Genomic DNA, 18530 nt, shown 5'->3' on the forward strand with positions numbered 1-18530 from the left:
CGATTGGTGCAACGCGCAGCATTTTCAAGAAGCCTACTTCTCTGACGTGCTATGTGGCTGGCAAATACTGAGATGCTGAGCATACAACTACTCTCTTCGCCCCTCTGGTGAGCGCAACATACAAGTTTTTGGCATTCATTTCATGTGTATCGACAATCACGACCTGATCGGCCTCTAGGCCTTTTACCAAAAGCGTGCTGCCGACGGATTTTTTTCCGAGAGCACGGCTATGAAAGCGCCGTTCCTCTCGTGCCTTGAGCACCATGTCCGCAAAGTCGCTTGCGCTTGCAGATGCGTGCAGTGCTTTCAGAAGGTTTCTAAACACTTCTCCTCTAAAGGCTGACACACCGGACTGATTGCTCAGAGCTGACAAAAGAGCCGCCGCCTTTTGAGGGGTCTTTTCCGCGTCGAAACTCAGCGCCGCCATTTCTTGAGCTGTGGCTGGCTTCCGGTTTGTACCTGCCTTGAGTGACACAATTCTCGCCATCATTTCGGTCGCGCTTATTCCGCGAAGAACGCTTGCGGCTTCATTAAGCAATTCAGCGGTGGCGTTGGGAGAGGCAAAATCGAAACGTCGAGCAAAAGAAACTAGGTCCGTAAGGTCCGCGTTCTCTACGACTGACGCACCGTTTGTAAACTGAGCAATTTGTTGTTGCCTCTGACGGTTGCGGCTGCTGCAAATAATCAGCGAGCTCTCGATGTCCTTTGACATACCATGAGTTGCCGCAAGAATTTTTTCAAAATCTTGGTCGCCTGCAATAGGTACCCATTCCAATTCTGATGGAGCCGTAGTGAGGTCAATTTGGCCACCGCTCAAAAGTGTTGGTCGCAAGTCCAGCAGCCATTGGCCCAACGATCCAGCCCCGGCAAGGTTCCAGCGCCACGGTGTGGATAGCTCACTTACCAACGGAAAATCCTGAAGCACTTCAGCGTTCCAGTCTACCTGTGTGTCCCCAAAATCGAATATTCCTTGAAGGACATCGCCGAAAATGCAAGTCGGCAGCACTCTCGCAAGTTCACATATTATTCGGTGCTGGGCGCTCAGGCAGTCTTGGTATTCATCGACTAGTAGCCGAGAGTAGTTTGCTGCAAGAAGGTTGTCGATATGGCGTCCTTGCAGCAGACAGAGCGCAGCCCGCTTTATAGCTGGATAGTCAGTTCCTAGGCTGGACAGCTCCAAAATGGATGGGTCTGCGGCGCTTCTCAATGGAAACATGCCGACCAGTCTCATAGCCCACCCGTCAATGGTTGCGAGACGATAGCTAGATCGAGGAACTGCACCCTTGTCCAGCCTCTGCCGAAGCGCCGCAACCGCCGCATTCGTATGAGTCAAAACGAGGATTGGTTTCTCAGTTGTACAGCGCTTTAAACTTTCCGCAATTAGGTGGGTTTTTCCGCATCCAGCGGGAGCCTGTATGCATCCTCTTGATATCTGGAGAGGATCAGGTTCGGTCATTGTGCCCCCAAGCCCAATTCATCAACGCTGTAGTGATGCCCGTCAGGTCGGCATGTAGCGAGGAATAACTGGGAGCTAAAATATTCTTTGCCACATGTTCATATGGCGCAATCCGCTTGAACCAACCGTCTGCACTACGCGCTGCCTGGCCCAGTATGGCGGCGGTTGCGGGCTGAAGCGTATTTGTTTCCGCCCAATTCTTTGCTTGAGCCAGATTGAATTGGTTTCTTGATGCCGTACAAATCTGCGCGTCGACCTTATTACCGTTTGGTAACGAAACGGCGTAGTCCAACAACGCCGCAATGACCGGCCCGGTGGCACACCGGAAAATCGCATCTTCGAGAGCACATTGGTTTGGCCACTTGAATACCGTGCCTCCTCCAGTAATAAAAGCCTCTTCATCAGCGGCCTCTAGAGGCACGTCACTATCCATGAAAATTGATACATTGTACCCGAGGCGGAGGAGTTCATTCGCGGGAGAAAGCACCTTCTTGGCTCCACCTCCGTCAACTAGTACGGTTCCAAGCGCTTCCATTGAAACATTTCCAAGGCCGCAACTATGCTGATCAAAGCCTCTTATGAAGCCTATCTCGGATTTGCCTTCGCAAACGATTACTCGCTTAGCTAGAAATGCCTCTGGGTTACTTCTCAGCAATCCCTGAGCACTCTCAGAAGCGGAATGGGCCCGGTGTTTTCCGGTGGTTTTGTCAACACGCAGCAACGTCAACTGGGTGTGGTTTAGCTCTCTCAGAACAACTGGCGAATGGGTCGTTGCGTAAACCTGTTGGGAAGCCGACGTGTCCTTCGCACCCAGCGTGTTGAGCAGGCTTCGTATCCGATGCGGTTCCAGACCCGTTTCCAACTCATCAACCAAGGCGATGCTAGCGGATGTTGCGACTTTTCTTGCCAAGCCTGCCACCAGCAGGCGTTTTGATCCAGTACCCAAAGATGAAAGCGGTATGTTGTTCGCGTCATGCAGCGCAATCGCTCCCGTGCCAAATTTCACTGAGTTCGCATCGAGTAGCGCGTGTACCGCCCCAGCCGTCGGTACGCCCAACTCATCGGCAGACTTCTTCACCACATCGAGGCTGTCCGTCAGTTCCTTGTTTGCTGTACTGCCAAAGTCTGCTCGGGCTTTTCGAGCGGCATCAGACAAGCCCTCCGTTAGTGCTAGCTTTTCATCCGTCAGCCTTTCAAACAGCGCACCACGTCGCCATGAGAGGTGCCAGTCGGGGTGATCTCCCAGTCGCAAAGGCGAGGAGGTTTGGCGATCCTCCCACCGCAGATTTCGCTCTATACCCTTAGCCTTCGCCCGCTTCGACAAAAGTGACCATTGTGGTTCTAGGTCTTTTTCAACTTTCAGTCGGAGCACCAAAGTTGTTTCTAATCCGTGGCCAGGTTCATCTTCAAATTTTCCCGTAGCGGGGTTGTAGCCGCAAAAATAGTCACCATAGGCATCTATTGAGAGAAGTGACGGTTCAAGCGCACCAAGTGCGACCAAAATCCTTATTGATTCGCTGGTGTCGGTCTTATGAAAATCGTAATCGGAAAACTGCGCTGAACGTCGCGCACCAAGACAGTAGTCAATTGCGTCCAACACAGTGGTCTTGCCGCTGTCACCGCCCCCAATCAGACAATTCATGCCGTGGTTGGGCTTCCACGATAGCTCTTTTATCGATCTGAAGTTTTGAATGTTTAGATAGACAATTTTGGGCAAGATGCTGAGTTCCCCGAATTATAGTTTTCACAACCTAGCGGAGAAACCGAAGAAGTATAACACCCCACGTGAATTCATGCGCTTACTGGTTGTGCCAAGCGATTGAACGTCCGCTCTGTTCTATCCGGCGCTTAAATAGCTGGTGTGCAGCGAACGGCAGCTCTCCGCCCTGACAGCCTATCATAGTGACCATGAGCCGATCACTATCGTAAGTCCCGACCAAAGCACTTATGGCTCAACCGTTAGGTCGAAGAACGTCAAACAGACTTCGCCTGGGGGATGCTTTGGGGGACACACCTTCTCGAAATGTCTTCAAGATACTGTAATATAAGTATTTTTACCAAATAAATGGTGCCCGGGGGCGGAATCGAACCACCGACACGAGGATTTTCAATCCACTGCTCTACCCCTGAGCTACCCGGGCACGGGTTGTCAATTACATGACTGGGTGAGCGGGTTCTAGGAGGTTGCGGCAAGGCTGTCCAGTCCATTTTTTCGGGCCAAAACAAATACGCCCCAGTGATCGAACCGCAGATACTACGACCCGACCTGACAGCCGGGGCAGTTCGATCAACACCCGCAATTTCTCCGCTGATTATCAACTGAAGCCAACTTCTGGCACACAGGTTCCGGCTTGGAAGCCAGTACCTCTTTTGGCCTTTCGCAGAGTGGCAATTAATTGATATTAATGAGGTTTTTCTTTGCGAGCGGCGCGGCGCGCTGTGTCCAGCGCCTCATCGAGATCGGCAAGATCATCGGGCTCGTCGGAGGGCACCGCATAAGACCCGTTCAGCCACCGTGCAAGATCCAGGTCAGCACATCGCTTCGAACAAAACGGACGCGCCGCCTTGGATGTCGGTTTACCGCACATCGGGCAAGTCATCCGATCACCTCGCCTACGGGCATCCGCGCGCGTTTGCGTTGCAACTCGTAATGTCCCAGTGGTGTCCAGCCAACAAGCGCGGTTTCCACGTCATCGCGTTTAAAGGCCTGACGCAGCACCGTTTCAAAACTGCGCCTGTCTTTTTTGGGCATCGGCGCAAGATCAAGCACGATCTGCCCACCCAAGCCGCGCAACCGCAAGGCACGCGGCAGGGCCGCCGCCGCTGCAAGATTGGCCTTGATCCCTGATGCCAGCGACGTGTCGCGGCCTGTGTTGACGTCGACGGCGACAAGGGCTCGGGTAGGTTCAACGAACAAATAGCCCCCCCCATCGAGCGGGACGGCATCACCGAGGCCGTCGTCCAGAGCATCCAGCACACCATGCGTTTCAAATGAACCTGATTGCGTCACAACCTCTGCCGGGGCAACCCAATCGCGCCACGCCAGCAGATGCGGCCCGTCCCCCTGCGCCAGCACCTCCATTTCAGAGCCCCCGTCCGAGGTCACGGCCTCTGCCAGCAGTATCATTGCATCAATGTCCTGCGCGATATCCTCAGACGAGGCACCTTCGCAACTGGAGCGCAGGATCAGCCCGACCTCTGTATCCCCTGCCGTCTCATGGGCGATTTCCAGCAGGCGGTCTCTCTCGGTCTCTTCCCGGATAGACCGGCTGATGTTCAGACCCGGCGCGTCCGGCGTAACGATGGCAAACCGGCTCTTGAACAACAGTTTTTGTGTCACTGGGATCGCCTTGCCCGGCTCAGCATAGCCTGTGACCTGCACCAGGACGTTTTGGCCGGGTGCCATACCCTTCACCTGACGCAGAAACGCTGATCCGTCGGGGGTCTTGAGGAACATGCCGCCCTGACCCTTTATCGGCCGATCCGCGATCGCGCGATAAACAGTACCGGGGCTTGGCGCATCTGAAGCAATCAGGAGGTCCTGCAAGACCCCATCCTCGATCAAAGCCGCCGCTTCACGCCCTTCAAGATGGTCCAGCACAATCGTACGGCCCTTCATGGTGCCCCCTTATATCCTGCCGCTTGCAACAGCCCTGCCGTTTCCGCCAAGGGCAAGCCGACGATCCCCGTGTAAGATCCGCTGATCCAAGGGATCAATGCGCCAGCCGGCCCCTGAATGCCGTAGCCCCCCGCCTTGCCCCGCCAGTCCTCGCTGGTGATATAAGTGTCGAGGTCTTCCTTCGACAGGCCCTTCATCCGCACCAGACTGACAACGTCTTTCTGCCAGAGCTGCGCCCCCAGGCGAAGTGCAACGGATGTAATCACCCGGTGCCTGCGACCGGACATGGCAGTCAGGAAACCGCGCGCCTCAGCCGCATCCTCGGGCTTTCCGATAATGCGGCGACCTAAAGCCACGGTGGTATCCGCACATAAGACGATATCATCCGGGCCGGCTTCGACAGCCAGCGCCTTTTCACGGGCGATCCGGGCGCAATAGGGGCGTGGCAACTCACCCTTTAGCGGTGTTTCGTCGATATCCGGGGCACGGATATCATCCGGCACAACGCCAATCTGCGCCAGCAATTCCTTGCGGCGCTCCGAGCCAGACCCCAGAATAAACAAGAGGTTACTTGAAGCGGTAGTTGATCCGACCCTTTGTCAGATCATAGGGGGTCATCTCGACCTGCACCTTGTCGCCTGCCAGAACGCGGATGCGGTTCTTGCGCATCTTGCCTGCCGTATGCGCGATAATCTCATGGCCGTTTTCAAGCTCGACCCGAAATGTCGCGTTAGGCAGGAGTTCCTTTACGACACCGGGAAATTCGAGCGTATCTTCCTTGGCCATGGTTTCTCCTTCTTAAACCCGCCCACATTTCGTGGACGCCGCTTAGATGAGCCCATTTGCAATTATTTTCAAGGGCAATTCAGCGCAAAGAAACGATTGACGCGACATCATCGCGGCCTGTTTGCTCGGACCAATGCTGTCGGCCTAACACAACACCGGCCTTGCGGACCCGCGCAATCGCATCGAGATCAACCTCGGCAAAGGTCCAGCCCGGGTGGTTCAATACCCCCTCGGACAAGACGCCGGTCGCCGGGAAGCCTGTGTCGGGGGGGCCGAAAAGACCCCCTGCCCCGGTTGAGGTATCAACCGCTTCCGACCATGGGGCGGCGCCGACCACGGAAGACATCACACTGACGCATTGGTTTTCCAACGCACGTGCCATCGCGCCGATCCGCACCCGCCAATAGCCTGCAAGCGTTTCGGTGCAGGACGGCACCAAAAGGATATCACATTCGGCCAAGGCTCTGCCCAACAAGGGAAATTCACAATCGTAGCAGATCAGGATGCCGATTTTTCCCAGCACCGTCTCAAAGACCTGCAACGGGCCACCGCCCTGCACGCCCCAGGGGTCACGCTCGAACCGTGTCATGATCTGCTTGTCCTGAACACCCACGGCACCGCCGGGAGCAACAAGCCGGGCGCGATTGACCGGACGGGACGCTGTGATGGCAGGCCCGGAGGCGGCCAGAATGTGGAGATTGTACTCCGCCGCAAGCCGCATGTGCAGCCCATCCGCCGCCGCAAGCCGCTCCGAGACGGCCAAAAGAGAGGCTTCCAGATCAGCCGCGACCTCTGCCCCGGCGAGGGTTGCCAGCTCCATCGCGCCGTATTCGGGAAAGACCAGCATCTGTGCCTGCTCTTGGGCGGCACGGTGCACCCAGGCGGCGATCTTGTCCTCATACTGGGCCCAGGAGGACAGAAAATCCAGCGGATAGGCGGCAGTTGCGATTTTCATGGAGACGTCCCTTGCTGTGTCGCGGCCATGGGACCGGAATTACCAGCCAACCGCAAGAGGCCAAGAGCCTTTGACAGACGCCGTTTCAGCGGGCACACAGCAGGCAAAGGGAGCACGCGATGCAGAAAATAGTATTACTGACCGGCGCAGGGATTTCAGCCGAAAGCGGGCTTGGTACGTTCCGGGCCGAAGGTGGCCTCTGGGCCCAGCACCGGATTGAGGATGTCGCCACCCCCGAAGGATTTGCACGTGATCCAAAGCTGGTGGTGGAGTTCTACAACGCCCGCCGCGCGCAGGCCGCCGCGGCGGAGCCGAACGCAGGCCACCACGCCCTCGCCCGGCTGGAGGCCGATTTTGACGGTGAGGTCGTGCTTGTCACGCAAAACGTGGATGATCTGCATGAAAAAGCCGGGATGAAACGGGTAATGCACATGCACGGCGCTCTGACAGGGGCACTTTGCGGTGCGTGCGACCACCGCTGGCCTGCCAATATGGTGATGCGCCCCGGCGATGGTTGCCCCAAATGCGCCGCACCGGCGGCACGGCCCGATATCGTCTGGTTCGGCGAAATGCCCTATGACATGGAAGAGATCTACGAACACTTGGCGCAAGCCGACCTTTTTGCCAGCATCGGCACATCGGGCAACGTCTACCCGGCGGCAGGGTTCGTGGCTGAAGCCCGCCGGCACGGTGCGCGCACCATAGAGTTCAACCTCGAACCCTCAGCCGTCGGCAGCGATTTTGATGATATCCGCATCGGGTCTGCGAGCCAAACGCTCCCCGCCTGGGTTGCAGAGGTTTTGGGCGGCTGAGGCTGCGTGTCCTTGGAGATCAGTTTGTGGTGCTGTGATCTGTTGCACCATGATCCATCGCACCGTGATCTGGCTGGCGTTCATTGTCCACAGGGATCGTCACCACCACGTCACCCGCCTGTTCAAAAGTCAGGGTGACGACGACTTCGCCACCCTGCTCCAGGCTTTCGTTCAGGCCCATGAACATCACATGGTCCCCGCCCCGCACCATCATGTGGGTCTCGCCCGGCGCGATGGGGAACCCCTCTTCGACCTCAACCATCTTCATGATGCCGTCCCCCTGATCGATATGGGTATGCAGCTCGACGCGTTCGGCGATGTCAGAGCTGGCGGAGATCAGGCGATCCGCCGTCTCACCGGTGTTCTGGATCATCATGAAAGCGGCCCCGGTCGGCGCATTGGGCCGCGATGCCCGCGCATAAGGGTCTGTCACGACAATCTCGGCGAGGGCAAAAACCGGAAATGTAACGAGAACAAGGGCGCATGCGCCGCGCGACAAAGAAGGGAAAAGCATGATGTCTCCGGGTTTTTTGCTACCCCTGATAGCTATGGAGCCGGACGGCTCACTGCAAGAGAGGTGCAATCGATAAACCGCGATAAAAAAGGGTCTATTTCCTGCCGGTAAAGAGGGCCGCCGCCAGATGTGGGACCCGCGGAGCCGACCCCGCCCTTCGGACGGGCAAACGCCTCAGAAACGCAGCAGCCCCACCCGTTTCCGGGCAGGGCTGCAAATCCTGGTCTTTGCGATGTTCAGCTCAGCGCGTCAGCCGTGCTGGAGGTCTTGGCGATTGCCTTTTTGACCTTGAGCGCATTTGCAGACAGATCACTGTCCTTCGCTTTTGCAAGAAACTTGTCCAGCCCGCCGCGATGGTCCACGGTACGCAGAGCCGCTGCCGAAATGCGGAACTTGAACGCACGCCCCAGCGCCTCGGACTGCAGGGTCACGTCATTCAGGTTCGGCAAAAAGCGCCGACGGGTCTTGTTGTTGGCGTGGCTGACGTTGTTGCCAGTCATCGGGCCTTTTCCGGTCAATTCGCATACGCGCGACATGGGGTCATCCTTTTCTCTCAGGTCGTTCCGGCGGTCCGGTAACGACGAAAGGGGGCGACCGCTGGCCACACCCCGGAAATTCGTTCGCTGGCTTTAGTGGGAATCGCACCGCCGGTCAACCCGGCCCACAGGGGAATTCATGACTTTGATGTCGAAGAGGCGCCCAGCTGCGCCAAAAAAGCCTCTGCCGCCGCAGCAGGGGCCAGATCACCCGCGCTCACCTTGTCGCCATATGCTGCCAGCGCCGCGCGCGCGCGCGGGGTCTCAAGCTGCGCCAAAAGCGCCTGCCGAACGTCCTGCTCGAACCAGTAACGCGCCTGACCCGCGCGCGCCCGATCCCAGAAGCCCTGCTCCTTGCGCCAGGTGACGAGTGTTTCGATATCACGCCAGACGTCCACAAGACCGCTCTCATGCAGCGCCGACACCATCACCGCCTTGGGAAACCCCGCCGGGTCCTGCGGGCGTTTGCGCAACAGCCGCAGCGCGCCCGCGTAATCCGCGCAGGTCCGCGTGGCGGCGGGCTTGAGATCACCATCCGCCTTGTTCACCAGAATCATATCCGCGATTTCCATGATCCCGCGTTTGACCCCCTGCAATTCGTCCCCGCCTGCGGGAGCGAGCAACAGCAGGAAAAGATCCGACATCTCCGCCACCACCGTCTCGGATTGCCCGACGCCCACGGTCTCGATCAGGATCACGTCAAACCCGGCGGCCTCGCAGAGCGCCACCGCCTCGCGCGAGCGGCGCGTGACCCCGCCAAGGTGGGTCTGACTGGGCGAGGGCCGGATGAAAGCACCGGGCGCGCGGGCCAGACGGTCCATCCGCGTCTTGTCCCCAAGAATTGACCCGCCCGACCGGCTGGAGGACGGGTCAACCGCCAGAACGGCCACCCGCAGCCCCTGCCCCACCAGCATCATCCCGAAGCTTTCGATAAAGGTCGATTTGCCCACCCCCGGCGTGCCGGAGAGCCCGATCCGCAGCGCCTGCCGATCGGCGGGCAGCGCCTCCAACAAGGCGCAGGCTTGCGCGCGATGATCCGCGCGCGCGCTTTCAACCAGCGTGATGGCCTGCGCCAGCGCCCGTCGCTCGCCCTGTGCCACCCGTGCTGCAAGATCGGCCGTGTCCATGGTCCCCTGCCCTTCTACCTGCCCCCGGTTGTCCGGCAGCCGCCCGCAAATGTCCAGAGCTTGGCGCGCCCTGCGTCCTCCGCTAAGCAGAGCCATGTCTGAAACCCTGCCCATCGACGCCATCCTGCCGCAGGTCACCGCCGCGTTGCGTAAAGCCGGCCGCCTTGTACTGCAAGCCCCGCCGGGTGCCGGCAAAACCACCCGTGTGCCGCTGGCCATTCTTGAGGGCGCGCTGACCGAAGGGCGGATCGTGATGCTGGAACCGCGACGTCTTGCAGCACGGGCGGCGGCTGAGCGCATGGCGCAAACCTTGGGCGAGGAGGTTGGGCGGACGGTCGGTTACCGGATACGCGGCCAGTCGAAAACCGGCAAAAGCACCCGGATCGAGGTCATCACAGAAGGCATCCTGACGCGCATGTTGCAGGATCGTCCCGACTTGCCCGGCGTGGGCTGCGTGATCTTTGATGAATTTCACGAACGCTCCCTGAACGCGGATCTTGGGCTGGCGCTCTGTCTTGAGGTGGCTGAGGCGCTGCGCGATGATCTGCTGCTGGTGGCGATGTCGGCCACGCTGGATGCAGAACCGGTCGCCGCCCTGATGGATGCACCGATCCTGACATCTCAAGGGCGCAGTTTTCCGGTCAGCACGCATTGGTTGGACCGTCCCCTGGCCAAGCGCCAGCGGCTGGAAGACGCGGTTGCCGACCTCACGCTTGAGGCGCTGCACCGGGAGGACGGCAGCGCGCTGGTGTTTTTACCGGGCGAGGGCGAAATTCGCCGCACCCAGGCGCGGCTTAAGGGGCATCTGCCCTCGGATGTGTCCTTGCATCCGCTCTTTGGTGCAATGGATTTCAAGGACCAACGTGCCGCAATCGCACCTGCCACAACGGGCCGCAAGGTCGTGCTTGCCACCTCGATCGCGGAGACCTCACTGACCATCGAAGGCATTCGCATCGTGATCGATGCAGGCCGCGCGCGCCGGTCGGAATTCGATCCCTCCTCCGGCATGGCGCGGCTGGTGACCACCCGCGTCTCACGCGCCGAAGCGATCCAAAGGGCGGGCCGCGCGGGCCGGGTGGCACCGGGGGCCTGCTACAAGCTGTGGACCAAGGGGGAGGACGGGGCCCTGCCCGCCTTTGCCCCTGCCGAGATCGAGGTTGGCGACCTGACAGGCCTGGCGCTTGAGATCGCCCTCTGGGGCGGGCAACCCGAAGCGATGCGTTTTCTCAGCCCGCCCCATGCCGGTCGGATGGGGGACGCGCAGGCCGTGCTGCAAATGTTGGGCGCGCTGGACGCCAAAGGCCGGATCACCGATCACGGGCGCCGCCTTGCCGCCCTGCCCCTGCACCCGCGTCTGGCCCATATGGTCGCGCTGGGAGGGTCCTCCGCGCCCTTGCTGGCGGCCCTGCTGGCAGAGCGGGATATCCTGCGCGGCGCGTCCTGCGACCTGACGCTGCGGGTCGCGGCAGCCCGAGATCCATCGGGATTTGAGCGTACCGAGGGGCTCCTGCTGCACCGGCCAACGCTGGCGCGGGTACGGGAGGACGCCAGAAGGCTCCAGCGGGCAGCACCGGGCGAGGGACCCGACCGGATCGGGATCCTCACAGCCCTGGCCTATCCCGACCGTGTCGGATTGCGCCGTCCGGGCGATGCGCCGCGCTTTGTGCTCTCGGGGGGCAAAGGCGCTTTGCTGCCCGAAGGTGACCCGCTGGCCGCTGCCCGGCTGATCGTGGCCACGGACCTCGATGGGGACCCGCGCGAGGCGCGCATCAGACAGGCCGTTGCACTGTCGATGCAGGATCTGCGCGACACCTTCGCCGATCAGATCGCCTGGCATGATGTCTGCGTCTGGTCGCGCCGCGAGAACCGGGTTGAGGCCCGACAGCAGGAGCGTTTCGGCGCGTTGATCCTCGAAGACCGCCTTTGGCGGGAAGCACCCCCAGAAGATATCGCCAAGGCGATGCTGGAGGGGATAAGGCACCTTGGGCTCGCCTCTTCGGCCGCCGCCAGACGTCTGATGGTCCGCGCCGCCCTGATGCGCGCCGCGGATCCGGATTTCCCGGACCTGAGCGAACCTCATCTGATGGACACGCTGGAGGGTTGGTTGCAGCCGCATCTCACCGGGATAAAGACAGCAGGTGACTGGAAAAGCTTCGATATCCTGCCCGCGCTGCAAGCCTGTCTTGGCTGGGACAACATCCAGAAGCTCGACCGCGCCGCGCCTGCCCATTTCGTCACCCCGCTGGGACGCAAGGTGCCGATTGACTACGCCGACCAACAACCGCGCATTTCCGTGCGCCTGCAGGAGATGTTCGGCGTCACACAGCACCCCAAAGTGGCTGGAAGGCCGGTGCAGGTCACCCTGCTGTCCCCGGCACAACGCCCCGTGCAGGTGACCGAAGACCTGCCGCAGTTCTGGGCGTCGTCCTATGCGGATGTGCGCAAGGATATGCGCGGGCGCTACCCCAAACACCCCTGGCCCGAGGACCCGACCGCTGCCGATCCGACCCTGCGCGCCAAGCCGCGCAAATAGCCGCCCTTAGCGGTCGAGACACCAGCGCATGATCGCCTTTTGCGCGTGCAGCCGGTTTTCGGCCTCGTCAAAGATCACCGAATGCGGCCCGTCCATGACCTCGGACGTGGCCTCGTCATCGCGGTGCGCCGGCAGGCAGTGCATGAACAGCGCCTCGGGCTTGGCCTTTGACATCAGATGCGCATCCACCCGGTAGGGCCGCAACTGGTTGTGCCGCCGTTCGCGGGCCGATTGCGCGTCGTGCATCGACACCCAGGTGTCCGTGACCACCAGATCAGCGCCCTCCACCGCTTTGAGGGGATCGCGTTCGATGGCGACATCAACCCCCTTGGCGCGCGCCAGATCGACAAACTCCTGTTCCGGGTCAAGCGTTGGCGGCCCGGTGAACGTTAGGTCAAACCCGAACTGACCCGCCGCATGCAGAAAGGAGGAACAAACATTGTTCCCGTCCCCCGACCAGACCACCTTTTTGCCTTTGATCGGGCCGCGATGTTCCTCGAAGGTCATGACATCCGCCATGATCTGGCAGGGATGCGTGCGATCCGTCAGCCCGTTGATCACCGGAACGGTGGCAAATTCGGCCATCTCGGTCAGCACCGCTTCGTCGAAGGTGCGGATCATGATGAGATCCACATAGCGGCTGAGCACGCGGGCGGTATCGGCGATGGTCTCGCCATGGCCCAACTGCATGTCGGAGCCCGAGAGCACCATGGTCTGCCCGCCCATCTGGCGCACGCCCACGTCAAAGGACACGCGCGTCCGGGTGGAGGGTTTTTCAAAGATCAGCGCGACCATGTGGTCCTTGAGAGGCTGGTCGTCATCCGGGGCCCCGCGCGGTCGCCCGGCGCGCGCGGATTTCATCACCACGGCCTTATCAATAATGCCGCGCAAATGGGTTGGATCCGTCAGGTGTATGTCGAGAAAATGGTTCATGTCATATTTCTTTTTCTGGAACGCCTCGAGGGCCTTGGCCCCCCGCTGGCTTGTTGGGAATTTCACGCAGCCTCTAGTGCCGATGCCGTGGCCTCCAGACGGTCGACCGCCTGCGCGATCTCGTCATCGGTGATCGTCAGCGCGGGCAACAGGCGCACCACGTTATCCGCCGCAGGGACGGTGAGTACATTCTGGTCGTACCCGGCCTGAACGACATCGACGTTGGGGGCCACGCATTTGAGGCCCAGCATCAGGCCTGATCCGCGCACGCTTTCGAAAATGTCCGGGTGCGACGCCACGAGCCCTTCAAGCTTTTGCCGCATCAGGCCGCCCTTGCGCGCGACCTCGGCCAGAAACGCGGGATCAGCGACGTGATCGACAACGGCGCAGCCCACCGCACAGCCCAGCGGGTTGCCCCCATAGGTGGAGCCATGAGTGCCCAGCGTCATGCCTGAGGCGGCCTCTTCGGTGGCCAGCACAGCACCGATGGGGAAGCCACCGCCAATGCCCTTGGCCACCATCATGATATCCGGCGCGACGCCTGCCCACTCATGCGCAAAAAGCTTGCCGGTGCGCGCAACCCCGCACTGCACCTCATCAAAGATCAGCAGGATGCCATGGGTATCACACAGATCGCGCAGACCCTTGAGGCATTGGTCCGGCACCGGACGGATGCCGCCTTCACCCTGTACCGGTTCGATGATGATGGCCGCGATATTGTCGGAGAGAGCCGCCGTCAGCGCGTCATGATCGCCAAACTCCAGATGTGTGAAGCCGGGCAGAAGAGGGCCAAACCCCTTGGTCATCTTGTCCGACCCTGCCGCCGCGATCCCCGCAGAGGAGCGTCCGTGAAACGACCCGGTGAAGGCAATGATCTCTGACCGCGCGGGCTGGCCCTGCGCGTCCCAGTACTTGCGGGCCATCTTGACGGCCAGCTCACAGGCCTCGGTGCCGGAATTGGTAAAGAACACCGTATCGGCAAAGGTATGTTCGGTCAGCTTATCCGCAAGCGCCTGCTGCTGCGGGATCTGATAGAGGTTCGAGACATGCCAAAGCGCCTCCGCCTGATCGGTGAGCGCCTTGACCAGCTTGGGATGCGCATGTCCCAGCGCTGTCACCGCGATGCCTGCCGCCAGATCAAGAAAGCGTCGGCCATCTGCCTCAATGAGCCAGGAGCCTTCGCCTTTGACGAAGCTCAGAGGGGCACGGGCATAGGTCGGCAAGAGTGTCGGGATCATCGGATCGTCCTCAAGAAAGGTATCGCAGGCAAGAGCACAGAACGTGCATGAGCCATTGGTACAGGTCAACAATGTTTAGATGTTCAGGAAGGTTCAGGTCCGCGCACCACAAGATGCGCGTCATGTTTTACCGCTTTAGGCGGCGCAACGACAACGTCGTCGGATCGCATTACGTGTCAAAACCATCATCCTGCCTCTCTACGGTAGCGCAGGCAGGAAGCAAAGTGTTTTCTTGCAATCCCCGGCACCAAATAGCACCGCTTACAAGTTCCCCGCTTGTATCTCCCTATCCAGTGCTTAGAATAGACGCTCAAGGAAAGATGCATTGGCGGCCTGGAAACATCGGGCCGCCTTTTGAATTGGGGAAGTGTTGATGTCGTGGACAGACGAACGGGTTGAGTTGCTCAAGAAAATGTGGGGCGAAGGGCAGTCGGCCAGCCAGATCGCAAAAGAGCTTGGCGGGGTGACCCGCAACGCCGTGATCGGCAAAGTACACCGCCTGGGACTGTCGAACCGCGCCACCACCACGACAAAGACCGAGAACAAAGCCAAACCCGCCCCCAAGGTCGAGGCCAAATCCAAACCCACACCCAAACCTGCCGAGCCCGCGGCCAAGGCAGCAGCCGAGCCTGCCCCCAAACCGCTGCCGCCGCGCAAGCAGATCATCCCCGCAGGTCAGCCTCTGCCGCCGCAGCCTTCCGCAAATGAGATCAGCCCCGAAGCGCTCGCCAAGGTCTCTGCCATTGAGAAGAAGGCCAAGAGGCTGTCGTTGATGGAACTGACGGAACGCACCTGCAAGTGGCCCGTTGGCGACCCGGCGACCGAGGATTTCTGGTTTTGCGGCTTGCCCGTGCAACAGGGAAAACCCTATTGCGAGGCCCATGTGGGGGTCGCTTTCCAGCCCATGTCCTCGCGGCGCGACCGCCGCCGCTGACAAGCGGTGCGGCCTGGCAGCAGCCCACGTTGAAACATCAAAAACGCAAAGGTGAGTTGCACGCAGCACAGCATCAAGTATGACCGCAGGCATTCTTGAGAACCGGAAACGATTGCCTTTGTGACTGACACCTCTTCCTATATCCGCGCCGCCGATGCGCTGGCACAGCGCCTTTATCGTGCCGGCTGCAGGCATGCTTTTGGCATGCCGGGGGGCGAGGTGCTGACTCTGGTCGACGCGCTGGAGGCCGCCGGGATCACCTTTATTCTCACCAAGCACGAAAATGCCGCCGCCTTCATGGCCGAAGGGGTCTACCACCAGACGGGAGCACCGGGCATTCTGGTGGCCACGGTCGGGCCCGGTGCCCTGAACGGGGTGAACGCGGTAGCCAACGCCCATCAGGACCGGGTGCCGCTGATCGTGCTGGCAGGTGCGGTGGACGCGGATGAGGCGCAGACCTACACCCATCAGGTGCTCGACCAGCAGGCGGTGTTTCACCCGATCACCAAGGCGAGCTTTTCGCTGGTTCCCGGTGCAGCCCATGTTATCGCGGACAAGGCCGTCGCCATCGCCACCGAAGGCCGACCAGGCCCGGTTCATATTGACGTGCCGATCTCTGTCGCGGACAGTCGGGTGCCGGCGCAAGCGCCTCCCGCCCGCACGGATGCCGCCCGCACCGCCCCGGCGGGCGACGATCTCAGCCGCGCGCGCGGCTGGTTGGCCACCTCGGTGCGCCCGCTCATGGTCTTGGGCCTTGATGCCATGACCCAGGAGGCAGGCGACGTTGTGACCCGGTTTGCCGAAACCCACGGGGTCCCGGTGATCACGACCTACAAGGCAAAGGGCCTGATCCCCGAGGATCACGCGCTGGCATTGGGGGCCGCAGGCCTCTCGCCACTGGCGGACAAGCACCTGTTGCCGCTGCTGAAAACGGCCGACCTGATCCTCTGCGTCGGATACGACCCGATTGAAATGCGGACCGGTTGGCGGGAGGCATGGTGCCCCCGCGAACAGCGCATCATCGACATCACCGCAGAGCCAAATCACCACTACATGCATCAGTCGAGCCTGAATATCGTGGCCGATTGCGCCGCCTCGCTCGCTGCAATTTCAGAAGGCATCACGCCGCAAAAAACCTGGCCCGATCAAGCGCCGCAGCAGACCAGGGCGGCACTGCAAGCGGCCTTTCCCGCCGATGACACCTGGGGGCCTGCCGCTGTGATCGACACCTGCCGGACCTCTTTGCCGCGCGACACGATTGCAACGGCGGATAGTGGCGCGCATCGTATCCTGCTCAGCCAGATGTGGCAGTGTTACAGCCCCCGCGGGCTGATCCAGTCCTCTGCCCTTTGCACAATGGGCTGTGCCGTGCCGCTGGCGATGGGAGCCAAGGTCGCCCGCCCCGAGACCCCGGTGGTGTCCTTTTCGGGGGATGCCGGGTTCCTGATGGTGGCCGGAGAGCTTTCTACGGCGGCTGAATTGGGTCTGAACACCCTTTTTGTCGTTTTCGTAGACGCCTCGCTTGCGCTCATTGAGCTGAAACAGCGGTCGCGCCAGCTGAAAAACAACGGCGTGGACTTTGCTCGACATGATTTTGCGGCCATCGGGCGGGCCTTTGGCGGCGCAGGCACAACCGTGCACAGCCGTGCCGAGCTCAGCGCAGCGCTGGAGACCGCCCTGCAGGCCGAGAGTTTTACCGTAATTGCGGCCGTGATCGAGAGGGGCAGTTATGACGGACGCATCTGACGCACCAGCCGCTCTGAGCGGCCTCGTGGTGCTGGATCTGACACGGATCCTGGCCGGGCCGACCGCGACCCAGCTTCTGGGCGATTTCGGCGCGACTGTTCTGAAGGTTGAAAACCCCAAAACCGGGGGCGATGACACCCGCATTTGGGGGCCGAACTACGCGCGCGACGTGCACGGCCAGAACACGGATCTCTCTGCCTATTTCATGGCCGCCAACCGCAACAAACGCTCTCTTTCCATCGATATCTCGACCGCCGAGGGCCAACGGGTCGTGCAACAGCTTGCCGCCCGCGCAGATGTCGTGATCGAAAACTATAAACCCGGCGGGCTGGAAAAATACGGGCTCGATCACAAGACGCTCTGTGCCGCCCACCCGGAACTTGTGTATTGCTCAATCTCGGGCTTCGGTCAGACCGGGCCGAACCGGGACAAGCCGGGATATGACCTGATGGCGCAGGGCTATGGCGGCATCATGTCGTTGACGGGTGACCCCGACGGGCCACCTGTGAAGGTCGGTGTGGGGATCGCCGATGTGATGTGCGGAATGTATGCCACCATCGGCATTCTGACGGCCTTGCGCCACCGTGATGCGACTGGCGAAGGACAACACATCGACCTGTCGCTGGTTGATGCGCAGATGGCCTGGCTTATCAACGAGGGCACGAACTACCTCACCTCTGGACAGTTGCCCAGAAGACGCGGCAACGCCCATCCCAACATCGTGCCTTACGAGGCCTTTGTCTGCTCTGACGGGCATGTGCTGATCGCGGTCGGGAACGATGCGCAATTTGCCCGCTTTTGCGATGCCTTGAGCCTGCCCGAGCTGGCCACGGACGCCCGGTTTACCACCAATCTGGCGCGTCTGGAAAACCGTGAGGTGCTGATCCCGCTGATCTCCGCACCGCTGGCCACAAAAAGCAAATCCGAGGTGATTGCAATGCTTCAGGCGGTCCATGTGCCGGTGGGTCCGATCAACACCGTGGCCGAGGCGCTTGCCTCGGATCAGGCCGCGTCCAGAGGGGCGGTTGTGAGCGTGCCAGCCAGCGGGATCGAGAGCGGCGCGGTTGAGCTGCTGGCCAATCCGCTCAAATTGTCGCGCACGCCCGTGCAGTATCGCCGCGCGCCCCCCCGCTTCGGGCAGGACACCGAGGAGGTTCTGGCAGAACTCGGCATAAAGCCACCGAAAAACTGAAACTTTTGGCGGCGTAAAATGGCCTAAATCACCGAAATAGTGGTTAATTTGAACTGTTCTTATGAAATATTCAGCGCTTTGCAACACATAGCTTCACGTTGGCGTGTAACCACTGCCCAAGGTCTTCGCACGCTCCGATATTGCGGTAC

17 protein-coding genes and 1 tRNA gene are annotated in these 18530 nt (G+C 60.5%); 5 read left to right on the top strand and 13 right to left on the bottom strand.

All coding sequences use genetic code 11. From position 1 onward, the window contains the following. Positions 1–49: 49 nt before the first annotated feature. The 8 genes from H7847_RS07910 to H7847_RS07945 all read right to left on the bottom strand — a co-directional run bounded on the left by H7847_RS07910 (position 50) and on the right by H7847_RS07945 (position 6816). On the bottom strand, positions 50–1456 hold the full coding sequence (locus tag H7847_RS07910; RefSeq protein WP_227268847.1) for a UvrD-helicase domain-containing protein: 1407 nt from the start codon (positions 1454–1456) through the stop codon (positions 50–52). Then, complete coding sequence (locus H7847_RS07915; RefSeq protein ID WP_227268848.1) at positions 1443–3173, bottom strand: ATP-dependent nuclease; 1731 nt, start codon at positions 3171–3173, stop codon at positions 1443–1445. Before H7847_RS07915 ends, H7847_RS07910 begins: the two co-directional genes overlap by 14 nt. A gap of 349 nt (positions 3174–3522) precedes the next feature. Continuing rightward, positions 3523–3597 (bottom strand) — tRNA-Phe (locus H7847_RS07920). A 261-nt stretch (positions 3598–3858) separates the two neighbouring features. Further along, complete coding sequence (locus tag H7847_RS07925) at positions 3859–4056, bottom strand: DNA gyrase inhibitor YacG (RefSeq protein ID WP_227268849.1); 198 nt, start codon at positions 4054–4056, stop codon at positions 3859–3861. Continuing rightward, the gene (locus H7847_RS07930; RefSeq protein WP_227268851.1) at positions 4053–5075 is read right to left on the bottom strand and encodes a ribonuclease E/G; all 1023 of its coding nucleotides are present in this window, start codon (positions 5073–5075) and stop codon (positions 4053–4055) included. The genes H7847_RS07925 and H7847_RS07930 overlap by 4 nt, the downstream gene beginning before the upstream one ends. Further along, positions 5072–5638, bottom strand: a complete 567-nt coding sequence (locus H7847_RS07935; protein ID WP_227268852.1) for a Maf family protein — start codon at positions 5636–5638, stop codon at positions 5072–5074. The genes H7847_RS07930 and H7847_RS07935 overlap by 4 nt, the downstream gene beginning before the upstream one ends. A 4-nt stretch (positions 5639–5642) precedes the next feature. Continuing rightward, the gene (gene infA, locus H7847_RS07940; RefSeq protein ID WP_005978431.1) at positions 5643–5861 is read right to left on the bottom strand and encodes a translation initiation factor IF-1; all 219 of its coding nucleotides are present in this window, start codon (positions 5859–5861) and stop codon (positions 5643–5645) included. Positions 5862–5940: 79 nt separating this feature from the next. After that, positions 5941–6816: a carbon-nitrogen hydrolase family protein gene (locus H7847_RS07945; protein WP_227268853.1), complete on the bottom strand. Its 876-nt coding sequence runs from the start codon at positions 6814–6816 to the stop codon at positions 5941–5943. 119 nt (positions 6817–6935) lie between these two features. Between H7847_RS07945 and H7847_RS07950 the strand changes: the two genes are divergently transcribed. Beyond that, entirely contained in the window at positions 6936–7628 is a 693-nt protein-coding gene (locus tag H7847_RS07950) for an NAD-dependent deacylase (RefSeq protein WP_227268854.1), read from the top strand. Positions 7629–7647: 19 nt separating this feature from the next. On the opposite strand, the gene H7847_RS07955 is transcribed toward H7847_RS07950, so the two are convergent. The 3 genes from H7847_RS07955 to meaB all read right to left on the bottom strand — a co-directional run bounded on the left by H7847_RS07955 (position 7648) and on the right by meaB (position 9805). After that, positions 7648–8142, bottom strand: a complete 495-nt coding sequence (locus H7847_RS07955; RefSeq protein WP_227268855.1) for a copper chaperone PCu(A)C — start codon at positions 8140–8142, stop codon at positions 7648–7650. A gap of 236 nt (positions 8143–8378) precedes the next feature. Further along, entirely contained in the window at positions 8379–8678 is a 300-nt protein-coding gene (rpmB, locus tag H7847_RS07960; protein WP_227268856.1) for a 50S ribosomal protein L28, read from the bottom strand. 137 nt (positions 8679–8815) lie between these two features. Next, positions 8816–9805 carry a methylmalonyl Co-A mutase-associated GTPase MeaB gene (gene meaB / locus H7847_RS07965; RefSeq protein WP_227268994.1) on the bottom strand — a complete coding sequence of 330 codons (990 nt, stop codon included), beginning with the start codon at positions 9803–9805 and terminating at the stop codon, positions 8816–8818. Between the two features lie 94 nt (positions 9806–9899). Between meaB and hrpB the strand changes: the two genes are divergently transcribed. Continuing rightward, positions 9900–12338 carry an ATP-dependent helicase HrpB gene (gene hrpB / locus H7847_RS07970; RefSeq protein WP_227268857.1) on the top strand — a complete coding sequence of 813 codons (2439 nt, stop codon included), beginning with the start codon at positions 9900–9902 and terminating at the stop codon, positions 12336–12338. Between the two features lie 6 nt (positions 12339–12344). On the opposite strand, the gene argF is transcribed toward hrpB, so the two are convergent. Then, positions 12345–13271 (bottom strand): ornithine carbamoyltransferase, encoded by a 927-nt coding sequence (gene argF / locus H7847_RS07975; protein ID WP_227268995.1) that lies wholly within the window; start codon positions 13269–13271, stop codon positions 12345–12347. Between the two features lie 62 nt (positions 13272–13333). Beyond that, on the bottom strand, positions 13334–14509 hold the full coding sequence (locus tag H7847_RS07980) for an aspartate aminotransferase family protein (protein WP_227268858.1): 1176 nt from the start codon (positions 14507–14509) through the stop codon (positions 13334–13336). Positions 14510–14882: 373 nt separating this feature from the next. Here H7847_RS07980 and H7847_RS07985 point away from each other — a divergent pair, with 373 nt between their 5' ends. From H7847_RS07985 to H7847_RS07995, 3 genes are all read left to right on the top strand, one after another. Further along, positions 14883–15443 (top strand): GcrA family cell cycle regulator, encoded by a 561-nt coding sequence (locus H7847_RS07985; protein WP_227268859.1) that lies wholly within the window; start codon positions 14883–14885, stop codon positions 15441–15443. A 120-nt stretch (positions 15444–15563) separates the two neighbouring features. Further along, positions 15564–17189, top strand: coding sequence for a thiamine pyrophosphate-binding protein (locus tag H7847_RS07990; RefSeq protein WP_227268860.1), 1626 nt, complete (start codon positions 15564–15566; stop codon positions 17187–17189). Further along, positions 17173–18381: a CaiB/BaiF CoA transferase family protein gene (locus H7847_RS07995; RefSeq protein ID WP_227268861.1), complete on the top strand. Its 1209-nt coding sequence runs from the start codon at positions 17173–17175 to the stop codon at positions 18379–18381. The genes H7847_RS07990 and H7847_RS07995 overlap by 17 nt, the downstream gene beginning before the upstream one ends. Positions 18382–18530: the final 149 nt, after the last annotated feature.

The sequence above is a fragment of the Roseobacter weihaiensis genome, assembly GCF_020622345.1.
GTDB lineage: Bacteria > Pseudomonadota > Alphaproteobacteria > Rhodobacterales > Rhodobacteraceae > Roseobacter > Roseobacter weihaiensis.

What these genes read in the sequence shown, in the direction of transcription:
- H7847_RS07910 (WP_227268847.1), bottom strand. Translation starts at nt 1,456, where the DNA reads ATGACCGAACCTGATCCTCTCCAGATATCAAGAGGATGCATACAGGCT.
- H7847_RS07925 (WP_227268849.1), bottom strand. Translation starts at nt 4,056, where the DNA reads ATGACTTGCCCGATGTGCGGTAAACCGACATCCAAGGCGGCGCGTCCG.
- H7847_RS07930 (WP_227268851.1), bottom strand. Translation starts at nt 5,075, where the DNA reads ATGAAGGGCCGTACGATTGTGCTGGACCATCTTGAAGGGCGTGAAGCG.
- infA (WP_005978431.1), bottom strand. Translation starts at nt 5,861, where the DNA reads ATGGCCAAGGAAGATACGCTCGAATTTCCCGGTGTCGTAAAGGAACTC.
- H7847_RS07945 (WP_227268853.1), bottom strand. Translation starts at nt 6,816, where the DNA reads ATGAAAATCGCAACTGCCGCCTATCCGCTGGATTTTCTGTCCTCCTGG.
- H7847_RS07950 (WP_227268854.1), top strand. Translation starts at nt 6,936, where the DNA reads ATGCAGAAAATAGTATTACTGACCGGCGCAGGGATTTCAGCCGAAAGC.
- H7847_RS07955 (WP_227268855.1), bottom strand. Translation starts at nt 8,142, where the DNA reads ATGCTTTTCCCTTCTTTGTCGCGCGGCGCATGCGCCCTTGTTCTCGTT.
- rpmB (WP_227268856.1), bottom strand. Translation starts at nt 8,678, where the DNA reads ATGTCGCGCGTATGCGAATTGACCGGAAAAGGCCCGATGACTGGCAAC.
- meaB (WP_227268994.1), bottom strand. Translation starts at nt 9,805, where the DNA reads ATGGACACGGCCGATCTTGCAGCACGGGTGGCACAGGGCGAGCGACGG.
- hrpB (WP_227268857.1), top strand. Translation starts at nt 9,900, where the DNA reads ATGTCTGAAACCCTGCCCATCGACGCCATCCTGCCGCAGGTCACCGCC.
- argF (WP_227268995.1), bottom strand. Translation starts at nt 13,271, where the DNA reads ATGAACCATTTTCTCGACATACACCTGACGGATCCAACCCATTTGCGC.
- H7847_RS07980 (WP_227268858.1), bottom strand. Translation starts at nt 14,509, where the DNA reads ATGATCCCGACACTCTTGCCGACCTATGCCCGTGCCCCTCTGAGCTTC.
- H7847_RS07985 (WP_227268859.1), top strand. Translation starts at nt 14,883, where the DNA reads ATGTCGTGGACAGACGAACGGGTTGAGTTGCTCAAGAAAATGTGGGGC.
- H7847_RS07995 (WP_227268861.1), top strand. Translation starts at nt 17,173, where the DNA reads ATGACGGACGCATCTGACGCACCAGCCGCTCTGAGCGGCCTCGTGGTG.